Origin of the sequence: Streptomyces sp. PTY087I2, assembly GCF_001687325.1 — a bacterium.
Classification (GTDB): domain Bacteria; phylum Actinomycetota; class Actinomycetes; order Streptomycetales; family Streptomycetaceae; genus Streptomyces.
Window position 1 is genome coordinate 22,947 of sequence record NZ_LZRD01000007.1, and the last position, 12,301, is coordinate 35,247.

At 70.6% G+C, this 12,301-nt stretch carries 13 protein-coding genes; 6 read left to right on the plus strand and 7 right to left on the minus strand.

Features of this window, described 5'->3' with window-relative positions:
• Positions 1-26: 26 nt before the first annotated feature.
• Positions 27-701, plus strand: a complete 675-nt coding sequence (locus tag A3Q37_RS08815; RefSeq protein WP_065480357.1) for a FadR/GntR family transcriptional regulator — start codon at positions 27-29, stop codon at positions 699-701.
• A 25-nt stretch (positions 702-726) separates the two neighbouring features.
• Here the strand turns inward: A3Q37_RS08815 and A3Q37_RS08820 are convergent, their stop codons facing one another.
• From A3Q37_RS08820 to fabG, 3 genes are all read right to left on the minus strand, one after another.
• The gene (locus tag A3Q37_RS08820) at positions 727-1,098 is read right to left on the minus strand and encodes a hypothetical protein (protein WP_065480360.1); all 372 of its coding nucleotides are present in this window, start codon (positions 1,096-1,098) and stop codon (positions 727-729) included.
• Between the two features lie 166 nt (positions 1,099-1,264).
• Positions 1,265-2,032, minus strand: a complete 768-nt coding sequence (gene fabI / locus A3Q37_RS08825) for an enoyl-ACP reductase FabI (RefSeq protein ID WP_065480370.1) — start codon at positions 2,030-2,032, stop codon at positions 1,265-1,267.
• A 5-nt stretch (positions 2,033-2,037) separates the two neighbouring features.
• A complete protein-coding gene (fabG, locus tag A3Q37_RS08830; RefSeq protein ID WP_065480378.1) occupies positions 2,038-2,757 on the minus strand; it encodes a 3-oxoacyl-[acyl-carrier-protein] reductase in 720 nt (239 codons plus the stop codon).
• Positions 2,758-2,995: 238 nt separating this feature from the next.
• Between fabG and A3Q37_RS08835 the strand changes: the two genes are divergently transcribed.
• The 3 genes from A3Q37_RS08835 to tyrS all read left to right on the plus strand — a co-directional run bounded on the left by A3Q37_RS08835 (position 2,996) and on the right by tyrS (position 7,344).
• On the plus strand, positions 2,996-4,519 hold the full coding sequence (locus A3Q37_RS08835; RefSeq protein WP_065480381.1) for a TldD/PmbA family protein: 1,524 nt from the start codon (positions 2,996-2,998) through the stop codon (positions 4,517-4,519).
• Positions 4,520-4,625: 106 nt separating this feature from the next.
• Entirely contained in the window at positions 4,626-6,020 is a 1,395-nt protein-coding gene (locus A3Q37_RS08840) for a metallopeptidase TldD-related protein (RefSeq protein ID WP_065480384.1), read from the plus strand.
• Between the two features lie 52 nt (positions 6,021-6,072).
• Positions 6,073-7,344, plus strand: coding sequence for a tyrosine--tRNA ligase (tyrS, locus tag A3Q37_RS08845; protein ID WP_065480387.1), 1,272 nt, complete (start codon positions 6,073-6,075; stop codon positions 7,342-7,344).
• 84 nt (positions 7,345-7,428) lie between these two features.
• On the opposite strand, the gene A3Q37_RS08850 is transcribed toward tyrS, so the two are convergent.
• The gene (locus A3Q37_RS08850; protein WP_065480390.1) at positions 7,429-7,707 is read right to left on the minus strand and encodes a GlsB/YeaQ/YmgE family stress response membrane protein; all 279 of its coding nucleotides are present in this window, start codon (positions 7,705-7,707) and stop codon (positions 7,429-7,431) included.
• 200 nt (positions 7,708-7,907) lie between these two features.
• Between A3Q37_RS08850 and A3Q37_RS08855 the strand changes: the two genes are divergently transcribed.
• A complete protein-coding gene (locus A3Q37_RS08855) occupies positions 7,908-8,285 on the plus strand; it encodes a DUF3099 domain-containing protein (protein WP_065480393.1) in 378 nt (125 codons plus the stop codon).
• A 264-nt stretch (positions 8,286-8,549) separates the two neighbouring features.
• Positions 8,550-8,813, plus strand: coding sequence for a hypothetical protein (locus A3Q37_RS08860; protein WP_065480396.1), 264 nt, complete (start codon positions 8,550-8,552; stop codon positions 8,811-8,813).
• 3 nt (positions 8,814-8,816) lie between these two features.
• On the opposite strand, the gene moaA is transcribed toward A3Q37_RS08860, so the two are convergent.
• The 3 genes from moaA to A3Q37_RS08875 all read right to left on the minus strand — a co-directional run bounded on the left by moaA (position 8,817) and on the right by A3Q37_RS08875 (position 12,012).
• On the minus strand, positions 8,817-9,806 hold the full coding sequence (gene moaA, locus A3Q37_RS08865) for a GTP 3',8-cyclase MoaA (RefSeq protein ID WP_065480399.1): 990 nt from the start codon (positions 9,804-9,806) through the stop codon (positions 8,817-8,819).
• A gap of 197 nt (positions 9,807-10,003) precedes the next feature.
• Positions 10,004-11,647 (minus strand): cation acetate symporter, encoded by a 1,644-nt coding sequence (locus A3Q37_RS08870; protein WP_065480402.1) that lies wholly within the window; start codon positions 11,645-11,647, stop codon positions 10,004-10,006.
• Complete coding sequence (locus A3Q37_RS08875) at positions 11,644-12,012, minus strand: DUF485 domain-containing protein (protein WP_065480405.1); 369 nt, start codon at positions 12,010-12,012, stop codon at positions 11,644-11,646. Before A3Q37_RS08875 ends, A3Q37_RS08870 begins: the two co-directional genes overlap by 4 nt.
• Between the last annotated feature and the right edge of the window lie 289 nt (positions 12,013-12,301).

Sequence of the window (12,301 nt, forward strand, 5' to 3'; positions counted from 1 at the left end):
CTCACGGCTCACGAGCAAGGAGCACCATGGCGCTGACGTCTCCTCGGCGTTCGGCACTCTCCGACCAGGTGATCGCCCAGTTGCGGAACCAGATCACCTCGGGCGAGTGGCCGGTCGGTTCGCGGATCCCGACCGAACCCGAGCTGGTCGAGCAGCTGGGCGTGGCCCGTAACACCGTCCGCGAGGCCGTGCGGGCGCTCGCGCACAACGGGCTGCTGGACATCCGGCAGGGCTCCGGCACGTATGTGATCGCCACGAGCGAACTGGCCGGGGTGATGCACCGCAGGTTCGCGGCGGCGGAGCCCCGCCATGTCGCGGAGCTGCGCTCGACGCTGGAGTCGTCGGCGGCCCGGCTGGCGGCGACCCGGCGCACCGAGCGGGATCTGCGGCAGCTGGACGCGCTGATGGCGCGCCGGGAGGAGGCCTGGGAGTCGGGCGACGCGGAGGCGTTCGTGGCGGCGGACGCGACGCTGCACCTGGCGGTCGTGGCCGCCTCGCACAACGACGTCCTGACCGGGCTCTACGCCGACCTCGGGGATCTGCTGCGCGACTATCTGCGCGGCGATGTGGGTCCCGAGCTGCGGCCGGAGAACCACATGGACCACGGCCGGCTGGTCGAGGCGATCCGGGCCGGGGACGCGGAGACGGCGGCGGCCGAGGCGGCGAGCCACGCGCTGCGCTGCTTCACGGACCGGGTGTAGCCGGGCGCGGCCCTCGGGGGCTCGCTCACAGCGGGGCGGGGCGGTGGCTGACCCAGGCGGTGGCGACCTCTTTCCAGCAGCGGTCCTCCAGCCGTACGGTCCGGCCGGGCTCCACCGCGACCACCTCGCCATCGGCGTCGACGTCCCACCACTGGTCGCACTCGGTGTGCAGCCGGACCAGGTCGACGGAGGGGTACGGGTTGTGGCAGTACGCGACGACCCGGGAGCCCTCGACGGTCGTACGGCACTCGGATCCGGCCGGTTCGGGCTTCGGGGGCGCCACTTCCGTACCGGAGTCGACTCCCCTGGCGGCGTGGACGCCCAGAGGTACGGCGACGGCGACGACGGCCACCGGTACGGCCAGGAGGAGACGGGTTCGTCGGCGCGTGGGGCGCACAGCAGTCTCCCTCCCGCAGCCTGACCAGAAGTCCGGTTCCTCCTCATTCTGCGGTGGATCGGCGGACTTTTCGACCGGAGCGACCACGCACGGCGACGGCCCCCGGTCACGCCACCTCCGGAACGGGGTGACGCGGCCGGGGGCCGTCAGCTGAGGCGGTGCACGGTCAGGCGCCCATCATGTGCACGCCGCTGTCGACGTGGATGATCTCGCCCGTGGTGCGCGGGAAGAAGTCGGAGAGCAGGGCGACAATGCTGCGGCCGGCCGGCTCCGGGTCGTTCATGTCCCAGGCCAGCGGGGCGCGGGTGTTCCAGACGTCGGCCAGCTCGTCGAAGCCCGGGATGGACTTGGCGGCCATGGAGCGGAGCGGTCCGGCGGAGATCAGGTTGCAGCGCAGCCCGTCCTTGCCCAGGTCACGGGCGAGGTAGCGGGAGGTGGCCTCCAGGGCGGCCTTGGCCGGGCCCATCCAGTCGTACTGCGGCCAGGCGTACTGGGCGTCGAAGGTGAGGCCGACGATCGAGCCGCCCTCGCTCATCAGCGGCTTGCAGGCCATGGCCAGCGACTTCAGCGAGAACGCCGAGACGTGCATCGCGGTGGCGACGGACTCGAACGGCGTGTTGAGGAAGTTGCCGCCGAGCGCGTCCTGCGGCGCGAAGCCGATGGAGTGGACGACGCCGTCGAGCGAGCCGAGCTCTTCGCGGACCAGGCCCGCCAGCCGGTCCAGGTGCTCCTGGTTGGTCACGTCCAGCTCGATGACCTTGGCCGGCTTCGGCAGCTTCTTGGCGATGCGCTCGGTCAGGGTGGGACGCGGGAAGGCCGTCAGGATGACCTCGGCGCCCTGCTCCTGGGCCACCTTCGCGGCGTGGAACGCGATGGACGACTCCATCAGCACCCCGGTGATGAGGATGCGCTTGCCGTCGAGAATTCCGCTCATGGTGATCAGTGACCCATGCCCAATCCGCCGTCAACGGGAATGACGGCTCCAGTGATGTACGACGCGTCGTCGGAGGCGAGGAAGCGCACGGCGGCGGCGATCTCCTCGGGCCGCGCGTAGCGGCCGAGCGGCACCTGGGCCACGATGCCCTTGCGCTGCTCCTCGGTGAGCACCTGAGTCATGTCGGTGTCGACAAAACCGGGGGCGACGACGTTGAAGGTGATGTTCCGCGAACCGAGTTCACGGGCCAGCGACCGGGCGAAGCCGACCAGCCCGGCCTTGGAGGCGGCGTAGTTGGCCTGACCGGCCGAGCCGAGGAGGCCGACGACGGAGGAGATCAGGACGACGCGGCCCTTCTTGGCGCGCAGCATGCCGCGGTTGGCGCGCTTCACGACGCGGAAGGTGCCGGTGAGGTTGGTGTCGAGGACGGAGGTGAAGTCCTCCTCCGACATCCGCATCAGCAACTGGTCCTTGGTGATACCCGCGTTGGCGACGAGCACCTCCACGGGACCGTGCTTCTCCTCGATCTCCTTGTAGGCCTGCTCCACCTGCTCGGCGTCGGTGATGTCGCAGCGGACCGCGAGAACGCCGGCTTCGGTGAGGGCCTGCGGGGGCTCTCCGGAGCGGTAGGTGATCGCGACCTGGTCGCCGTTGTCGGCGAAGGCGCGGGCGATGGCGAGGCCGATGCCCCGGTTTCCTCCGGTGACGAGAACCGAGCGGCTCAACGGATCACCCTTTCCTTGGCGGTCTGGTGCGTGGTCCCGGGCGGTCGGGTACGTCGAAAACCTATCGGTACCGTGCGCCGATCGGAGAATCGGGCCCTGACAGTGGCTTGTCCGGGGTGCTGTGGGGTTCCTACAGTCCGCGCCGATGCGTGGTCGGCCCACGTGTCCGTGATATCCCCCGGTGCGGTCACCCTCCGGCGTGGTTCACTGCCGTGGTGTATCGAGAAGGGAACTCCCTGTGCCCCACGAGGTAGATCAGTCATTCCTGGCCCTGCCGTCGCGTGCGCTGGCCGACGCGGCGCTCGCCCGAGCGCGGGCCCTCGGCGCGACGCACGCGGACTTCCGGCTGGAGCGGGTGCGCAGCGCCACCTGGCGGCTGCGGGACGCGCGGCCCGCCGGGGCGTCGGACAGCACGGACCTCGGGTACGCGGTGCGTGTGGTGCACGGCGGGGCCTGGGGGTTCGCGTCCGGGGTCGATCTGACGATGGACGCCGCCGCGAAGGTGGCCTCGCAGGCCGTCGCGATGGCCAAGCTGTCGGCGAAGGTGATCGCGGCGGCCGGCTCCGACGAGCTGGTGGAGCTGGCGGACGAGCCGTCGCACGGTGAGCGGACCTGGGTCTCGGCGTACGACGTCGACCCCTTCTCCGTACCGGACGAGGAGAAGGCGGCGCTGCTCGCCGAGTGGAGCGGGCGGCTGCTGGGCGCGGAGGGCGTCGCGCATGTGGACGCGTCGCTGATGACCGTGCACGAGAACAAGTTCTACGCGGACACGGCGGGCACGGTCACCACGCAGCAACGGGTGCGGATCCACCCGCAGTTCACCGCCGTCGCGGTGGACGGCACGACCGGTGAGTTCGACTCGATGCGCACCATCGCGCCGCCGGTGGGCCGGGGCTGGGAGTATCTGACCGGCACCGGCTGGGACTGGGACGCCGAGCTGGAGCGGATCCCCGGGCTGCTGGCGGAGAAGATGCGGGCGCCGAGCGTCGAGGCGGGGGCGTACGACCTGGTCGTCGACCCGTCGAACCTGTGGCTGACCATCCACGAGTCGATCGGCCACGCCACCGAGCTGGACCGGGCGCTGGGGTACGAGGCGGCGTACGCCGGGACCTCGTTCGCCACCTTCGACCAGCTGGGCAAGCTGGCGTACGGCTCCCCCGTGATGAACGTGACCGGCGACCGCACGGCCGAGCACGGGCTCGCGACGATCGGTTACGACGACGAGGGCGTCGAGGCGCAGTCGTGGGACCTGGTGAAGGACGGCACGCTCGTCGGCTACCAGCTGGACCGCCGGATCGCGAAGCTGACGGGTCTCGGCCGTTCCAACGGGTGCGCGTTCGCGGACTCGCCGGGCCATGTCCCCGTCCAGCGCATGGCGAACGTGTCGATGCAGCCGGATCCGGGCGGGCTGTCCACGGAGGACCTGATCGGCGGGGTCGAGCGCGGGATCTACGTGGTCGGCGACCGGTCGTGGTCCATCGACATGCAGCGCTACAACTTCCAGTTCACCGGGCAGCGGTTCTTCCGCATCGAGAACGGGAAGCTCGCCGGGCAGCTGCGCGATGTGGCGTACCAGGCGACGACGACGGACTTCTGGGGCTCGATGGAGAAGGTCGGCGGCCCCCAGACGTACGTCCTCGGCGGCGCGTTCAACTGCGGCAAGGCCCAGCCGGGCCAGGTCGCGGCGGTCTCGCACGGTTGCCCCTCCGCCCTCTTCCGGGGCGTCAACATCCTCAACACGACGCAGGAGGCCGGGCGATGAACGGCGACCACGGAATCGGCTGGGGGTCCGGCCCGCGGCGAAGCCGCAATCGGGTGCAGTGTCCCCCGGGCAGGCACAGTCTCAACACGACGCAGGAGGCCGGGCGATGAGCCGCGTCAGCAAGCCGTACGAGATCGTCGAGCGGGCCCTTGAGCTGTCCACCACGGACGGTCTGGTGGTCATCGCCGACGAGCAGTCCTCCGCCAATCTGCGCTGGGCGGGCAACGCGCTCACCACGAACGGGGTGACCCGGGGGCGGACCCTGACCGTCATCGCGACCGTGGACGGGGCCGAGGGAACCGCCTCCGGTGTCGTCTCGCGGTCCGCCGTGACCACCGACGACCTGGAGCCGCTGGTCCGCGCCGCCGAGGCCGCCGCCCGGGGCGCGGGTCCAGCCGAGGACGCGCAGCCGCTGGTGAGCGGGGTGCCCGCGTCCCCCGACTTCACGGACGCGCCCGCCGAGACCGGCTCGGAGGTCTTCGCGGACTTCGCCCCGGCACTGGGCGACGCCTTCGCGCGCGCCCGTTCCGGGGGCCGTGAGCTGTACGGCTTCGCCAACCACGAGCTGACCTCCACCTACGTGGGTACATCGACGGGGCTGCGGCTGCGCCACGACCAGCCGAACGGGACGCTGGAGCTGAACGCGAAGTCGCCGGACCGGACGCGTTCGGCGTGGGCGGGCCGGGCGACCCGGGACTTCAAGGACGTCGACCCGGCGGCGATGGACGCGGAGCTGGCGCAGCGGCTGCGCTGGGCGGAGCGGCGCATCGAGCTGCCCGCCGGCCGGTACGAGACGCTGCTGCCGCCGACCGCGGTGGCCGACCTGCTGATCTACCAGCTCTGGTCGTCCACCGCGCGGGACGCGGTCGAGGGCCGGACGGTGTTCTCGACGCCGGGCGGCGGGACCCGGCTGGGCGAGCAGCTCGCTCCGCTCCCCCTCACCCTGCGCAGCGACCCGCACGCCCCGGGCCTGGAGTCGGCGCCGTTCGTGATCGCCCACGCCTCCGGCGACAGCGGTTCCGTCTTCGACAACGGGCTGCCGCTGGCCCCGACGGACTGGGTCCGGGACGGGAAGCTGGAGCGGCTGACGACGACCCGGCACTCGGCGGGCCTGACCGGCCTCCCGGTCGCCCCGGGCATCGACAATCTGCTCCTGGAGGGCGGCGGCGAGAAGTCGCTGGAGGAGATGGTCGCCGCGACGACCGGCCGGGCGCTGCTGCTGACCTGCCTCTGGTACATCCGCGAGGTGGACCCGGCGACGCTGCTGCTGACCGGGCTGACCCGGGACGGCGTCTATCTGGTCGAGGACGGCGAGGTGGTCGGCGAGGTGAACAACTTCCGGTTCAACGAGTCGCCGGTGGACCTGCTGTCGCGGGCCTCGGAGGCCGGGCGTACGGAGAAGACGCTGCCGCGCGAGTGGGGCGACTGGTTCACCCGGGCGGCGATGCCCGCGCTGCGCATCCCGGACTTCAACATGAGCTCGGTCAGCCTGGGGGTGTGACCCGCCTAGACTGACCCGTACATCTCTACCAGGCATAAGGAGCACCGGAACCGTGACGGACATCGTCGACGAGCTGAAGTGGCGCGGGCTGTTCGCCCAGTCCACTGACGAGGACGCATTGCGCAAGGCTCTCGCGGACGGTCCCGTCACCTTCTATTGCGGCTTCGACCCGACCGCGGCCAGCCTGCACGTGGGGCACCTGGTGCAGGTGCTCACCATGCGGCGGCTCCAGCAGGCCGGGCTGAAGCCGCTGGCGCTGGTCGGCGGGGCCACGGGGCAGATCGGTGACCCGCGGCCCACCGCCGAGCGCACGCTGAACGACCCGGAGACCATCGCCGCCTGGGTGCAGCGGCTGCGGGGCCAGATCGAGCCCTTCCTCACCTTCGAGGGCCCGAACGCGGCGACGATGGTCAACAACCTGGACTGGACCGCGGGCATGTCCGCGATCGAGTTCCTGCGGGACATCGGCAAGCACTTCCGGGTCAACAAGATGCTCACCAAGGACTCGGTCGCCCGTCGGCTGGAGTCGCAGGAGGGCATCAGCTACACCGAGTTCAGCTACCAGCTGCTCCAGGGCATGGACTTCCTGGAGCTGTACCGCCGGCACGGCTGCACCCTCCAGCAGGGCGGCAGCGACCAGTGGGGCAACCTCACCGCGGGCATCGACCTGATCCACCGGCTGGAGCCGGGCGCCACCGTGCACGCGCTGGCGACGCCGCTGATGACGAAGGCGGACGGGACGAAGTTCGGCAAGTCCGAGAGCGGCGCCGTCTGGCTCGACCCGGAGATGACGACGCCGTACGCGTTCTACCAGTTCTGGCTGAACGTGGACGACCGGGACGTCTCGCGCTACCTGCGCATCCTCAGCTTCAGGAGCCGTGAGGAGCTGGAGGAGCTGGAGAAGCTGACCGAGGAGCGGCCGCAGGCCCGTTCCGCGCAGCGGGCGCTGGCCGAGGAGCTGACGACGCTGGTGCACGGCGGCGAGCAGTGCGCGGCCGTGATCGCGGCGTCGAAGGCGCTGTTCGGGCAGGGCGACCTGGCCGAGCTGGACGAGGCGACGCTGAGCGCGGCCCTGTCCGAGGTGCCGCACGCCACCGTCGCCGAGCTGGGTCCGCTGGTGGACCTGCTGGTGGAGGTCGGTCTCGCGCCGAGCAAGTCGGGAGCCCGCCGTACGGTCAAGGAGGGCGGCGCCTACGTGAACAACGTGAAGGTCGCCGACGGTGAGGTCGCACCGGACGCCGGGGAGCTGCTGCACGGGCGCTGGCTGGTGCTGCGCCGCGGCAAGAAGAACCTGGCGGCCGTGGAGGTCAGCCCGGCGGGCTGACCCGCCCGCTCGGCACAGCGCCGCGGCCGGACACGCGTTCCTTGCGTGTCCGGCCGCGGCGTTCGATGCGACAGGGGTGTCCGGTCAGGTGCTCCGGCTGCGGCCGCCCCGGATCTTCTGCCAGACCCTGTCGCCGACCGCGACCACCGCCACGGCGCCCGCCAGCTGGAGCACATGGCGGATCCAGTCGATGCCCTTGGTGTCCTCCACGCCGATCCAGCCCGCCACGGCGTTACCGAGGATGCTGCCGAGGATGCCGAACACGACCGTCAGCCAGAGGGGGATGTCCTGCTTGCCCGGCAGGATCGCTCTGGCGATGACACCGAGCACCAATCCCACGATGATTGCCCACAACCAGCCCATTTCGCCTCCTCGTACGGCGCGGAGTGCGCGTTCGCCCAGTCTTGGCCCGCCGTGCGAACGCCGCACGCCCGGCTGGGCCGTCCGGGGGACCCGGCACTCACCCGTCGGGCGTGCCCCGGTCGTCCGCCCCGCGGCGGCCGGGCGTACCGTGGATGCGGCCCGGTCCGTGAGCGTCCGGCGACGACGTCTGGTGGTGGAGCATGCTGCGGAAGAACGCGGACACGGAGGTCATCCGGATCACGGGCGCCCGTCAGGGGCTGACGGAGGACGTCCGCGGCCGGCAGCGGCGCTATGTGATCTCGATGTCGGTGCGCACGGTGTCGGTGGTGCTGGCCGCGGTGCTGTGGAACGTGGAGCGGCATGTGGCGATCGTGGCGCTCGTGCTCGGCGTCCTGCTGCCGTACGTGGCAGTGGTCATCGCCAACGCGGGCCGGGAGAACGCGACTTCGCTGCCGACGACGTTCGTGCCGATGCCGATGCGGCCGGCTCTGGAGGCCGCTCCGGTGTCCGGTTCGGCGGAGTCGGGGGACGCGCGGGGGGCGTCCGGCCGGGTTCCGCCGCCGCATGAGGCCGGCTGAGCTCGCACATTGCGCGAAGCTCAGGAAAAGCTCAGATCAATCATGACGTTCCGGTGCACCGCACCCCGGTCCCCGTGACATACTTCGAGAGCGCTCCGCATCCCCCGTCGGAGCGACGGACCGACGCCGGGCAGCTCCCCCCGTGGCTGCTCGGCGTCGCCTTTTCTCCGGCCGGGGATGCGGCAGAAGCCTTGTGCGGCAGCTGACTTGGCTCGCGAGCGGCTGACCCCAGGTCTGTCCCGTGAAGCCCTTAGGCTGGGACCCGTGATTTTTCCCGAGACGTCCGCCGAGAGTCCCACCGGTGCCCCGCTCTGTTCCGCCAAGGGCTGCCGGGCCGCCGCCGTGTGGGTGCTCGCCTGGAACAACCCGAAGCTGCACACGCCCGAGCGGCGCAAGACCTGGCTGGCCTGTGACGAGCACCGGGAGCACCTGTCCTCGTTCCTCGACGTACGGAATTTCCTCAAGGACGTCGTGGCGCTGAAGGACTGGGATCCCGGACCCGAGGGCGAGAGCCCGCGGAACGCCTGAGCGTCAGCCGCCGATCGCCGACATCGGGCGGTCGGGCTGGAGGAAGGACGGGTCGTCCAGTCCGGAGCCCGCCTTCTTGCCCCACATCGCCGTCCGCCAGAGCCGGGCGATCTCCTCGTCCGGGGCGTCCCCGCGCAGCGCCCCGCGCAGATCCGTCTCCTCGCGGGCGAAGAGGCAGGTGCGGACCTGGCCGTCGGCGGTGAGCCGCGTACGGTCGCAGGCGCGGCAGAACGGGCGGGTGACGGAGGCGATCACGCCGACGCGGTGCGGGCCGCCGTCGACGGTCCAGCGCTCGGCGGGGGCGGAGCCGCGGGACGCGTCGCTCTCCGGGGTGAGGGTGAAGCGGGTGCGCAGCGAGGCGAGGATGTCCCCGGCGGTGATCATGCCGTCGCGCTTCCAGCCGTGCTGGGCGTCGAGCGGCATCTGCTCGATGAAGCGAAGCTCGTAGTCGTGGGCCACGGCCCAGGCGAGCAGCTCGGGGGCCTCGTCGTCGTTGAGTCCCGGCATCAGGACGGAGTTGACCTTCACCGGGGTGAGCCCGGCCTCGTGGGCGGCCTCCAGGCCGTCCAGCACGTCCCTGTGGCGGTCACGGCGGGTGAGGGTCTTGAAGACGTCGGGCCGCAGGGTGTCCAGCGAGACGTTGACCCGGTCGAGGCCCGCGGCCTTGAGGGCGGTGGCGGTCCGCTTGAGCCCGATGCCGTTGGTCGTGAGGGACATGCGGGGGCGGGGGGTGAGCGCGGCGCACTGCTCGACGATGGAGACGAGGCCGGGGCGGAGCAGCGGCTCGCCGCCGGTGAAGCGGACCTCGGTGATGCCGAGCGAGGTGACGGCGATCCGGATCAGGCGCACGATCTCGTCGTCGGAGAGCAGCTCGCTCTTGCCGAGCCACTGGAGGCCCTCTTCCGGCATGCAGTAGGTGCAGCGCAGATTGCACTTGTCGGTGAGTGACACACGCAGGTCGGTGGCGACCCGGTCGTAGGTGTCGATGAGCACGGTGGGTCCCTCCCCCGGTGGTCCGCGGTGGTGCGGTCGCTCTTCTCGGTATCTGGTACTTCCGAGCCTACGTGAGACGGCTGACATCGGCGTGGCCCGTTTGCCACGAGGAGCGGCCGGGCCGCGTCGTAGGACTCTACGACGCGGCCCGGCCGCGGGTGCTGGGTGAAGCCCCGAAGGGGCCCGGCCCGGTGTGCTCAGTGGGCTCCGACGCCGGTGAGGGACTTGACCTCCAGCTCGGCGTACTTGTCCGTGTCGGCCTTCTCCTTGGAGATCAGCGAGCCGACCCAGCCGAGCAGGAAGCCGAGCGGGATCGAGATCAGGCCGGGGTTCTCCAGCGGGAACCAGGCGAAGTCGACGTCCGGGAACATCGAGCTGGGCTTGGAGGAGACGACCGGCGAGAACAGCACCAGCAGGACGGAGGAGGTGAGGCCTCCGTAGATGGACCAAAGAGCGCCCTGGGTGGTGAAGCGCTTCCAGAAGAGGCTGTAGAGGATCGTCGGCAGGTTGGCGGAGGCCGCGACGGCGAAGGCCAGGGCGACGAGTCCGGCGACGTTCAGGTCGCGGGCGAGCGCGCCGAGCGCGATGGAGACGATGCCGATCGCGACGGTGGCCCAGCGTGCCGCGCGGACCTCCTCCTTCTCGGTGGCCTGCCCCTTGCGGATGACGTTGGCGTAGATGTCGTGCGCGAAGGACGAGGAGGAGGCGAGGGTCAGTCCGGCGACGACGGCCAGGATGGTGGCGAAGGCGACCGCAGAGATGACCGCGAGGAGGATGGCCCCGCCGGTGGATCCGGAACCGCCGCCGATCTCCAGTGCGGCCAGCGGCGCCGCGGTGTTGCCCGCCTTGTTGGAGGCGATGATGTCGCCCGGCTTGAGGATCGCGGCGGCGCCGAAGCCGAGCACGATCGTCATCAGGTAGAAGGCGCCGATGATGCCGATCGCCCAGTTCACGGACTTACGGGCGGCCTTGGCGGTGGGCACGGTGTAGAAACGGATCAGGATGTGCGGCAGGCCGGCGGTGCCGAGGACCAGGGCGATGCCGAGCGAGATGAAGTCCAGCTTCGAGACGCCGTCGGCGCCGTACTTCAGGCCGGGCTCCAGGAAGGCCGCGCCCTTGCCGCTGTTGCTGGCGGCGGTGCCGAGCAGGTCGGAGATGTTGAAGTTGAACTTCAGCAGGATCAGGAAGGTGATGAGCAGGGTGCCCGCGATGAGCAGGACGGCCTTGACCATCTGCACCCAGGTGGTGCCCTTCATGCCGCCGATGGTGACGTAGAGGATCATGAGCACGCCGACCAGGGCGACGATGAGGATCTTCCCGGCGTCGCTGGTGATGCCGAGCAGCAGCGAGACGAGGACGCCGGCTCCGGCCATCTGGGCCAGCAGGTAGAAGATCGAGACGACGATCGTGGACGTACCGGCGGCGGTACGGACGGGGCGCTGGCGCATCCGGTAGGCGAGGACGTCGCCCATCGTGTAGCGGCCGGAGTTGCGCAGCGGTTCGGCGACCAGGAGCAGGGCGACAAGCCAGGCGACGAGGAAGCCGATGGAGTACAGGAAGCCGTCGTACCCGAAGAGCGCGATGGCTCCGGCGATGCCGAGGAAGGACGCGGCGGACATGTAGTCGCCGGAGACCGCGAGTCCGTTCTGGAAACCGGTGAACTGGCGGCCGCCCGCGTAGAAGTCGGAGGCGCTCTTGGTCTGGCGGCCCGCCCACACGGTGATGAAGAGGGTGGCGACGACGAACGCGGCGAACAGCGTGATGATCAGCGGCCGGTGCTCGCTCGCCCCCTCGGTGGCGGCCAGCTGGACGGTGGGATAGAGGGCGTGGGCGGCGCTCATACGTCGGCCTCCATACGGGACTTGATGGCCTCGGCCTTGGGGTCGAGCTTGTCGGCGGCGTGCCGGGAGTACAGCCAGGCGATGAGGAAGGTGGTGGCGAACTGGGCGAGTCCGAGGACGAGCGCCGTGTTGATGTTGCCGACGACCTTGGTGGCCATGAATCCGCCCGCGTAGTTGCAGAGCAGGACGTAGAGCAGGTACCAGGTCACGAAGGCGATGGTCAGGGGGAAGGCGAAGGACCGGTAGGAGCGGCGCAGATCGGCGAATTCCGGGCTCGACTGCACCGCGACGAACGCCTCGGTGGTGGGCTGGACGGGCCCGGTGGGCGATGTGCCCTCGGGGGGCGGCGGTGCATCGGTAGCCACGGAATCTCCTCGCGACGCGGGTGCGGCGATCTGGGGGACGTTGGATGTCAAGGGAGGCCTCTCTACCGGCGGGGGACGGTGATGTACCTCCTGGACAACGGCACGGAGGGCACGACGAAGCGGTTCACCGCGTCTTTCGCGTTCTCGTTCGCCTTCCCGGAGGTGTCGCCGTTCGGCCGGTTGGCGGCGCCTCACCCGTTCACATTCGGCCGCATCGGTCACTCTTCGAACTCACTTGCCCGTAAACGTTGATGCGCCGGGATGATCAGCGATAGCTTCACTCGTCATG

Bases quoted from the DNA above. Each gene is read 5' to 3' on its own strand.
- A3Q37_RS08870 (WP_065480402.1), bottom strand. From the start codon at position 11,647: ATGAGCGCCGCCCACGCCCTCTATCCCACCGTCCAGCTGGCCGCCACC.
- fabI (WP_065480370.1), bottom strand. From the start codon at position 2,032: ATGAGCGGAATTCTCGACGGCAAGCGCATCCTCATCACCGGGGTGCTG.
- A3Q37_RS08815 (WP_065480357.1), top strand. From the start codon at position 27: ATGGCGCTGACGTCTCCTCGGCGTTCGGCACTCTCCGACCAGGTGATC.
- A3Q37_RS08855 (WP_065480393.1), top strand. From the start codon at position 7,908: ATGCTGCGGAAGAACGCGGACACGGAGGTCATCCGGATCACGGGCGCC.
- A3Q37_RS08840 (WP_065480384.1), top strand. From the start codon at position 4,626: ATGAGCCGCGTCAGCAAGCCGTACGAGATCGTCGAGCGGGCCCTTGAG.
- A3Q37_RS08850 (WP_065480390.1), bottom strand. From the start codon at position 7,707: ATGGGCTGGTTGTGGGCAATCATCGTGGGATTGGTGCTCGGTGTCATC.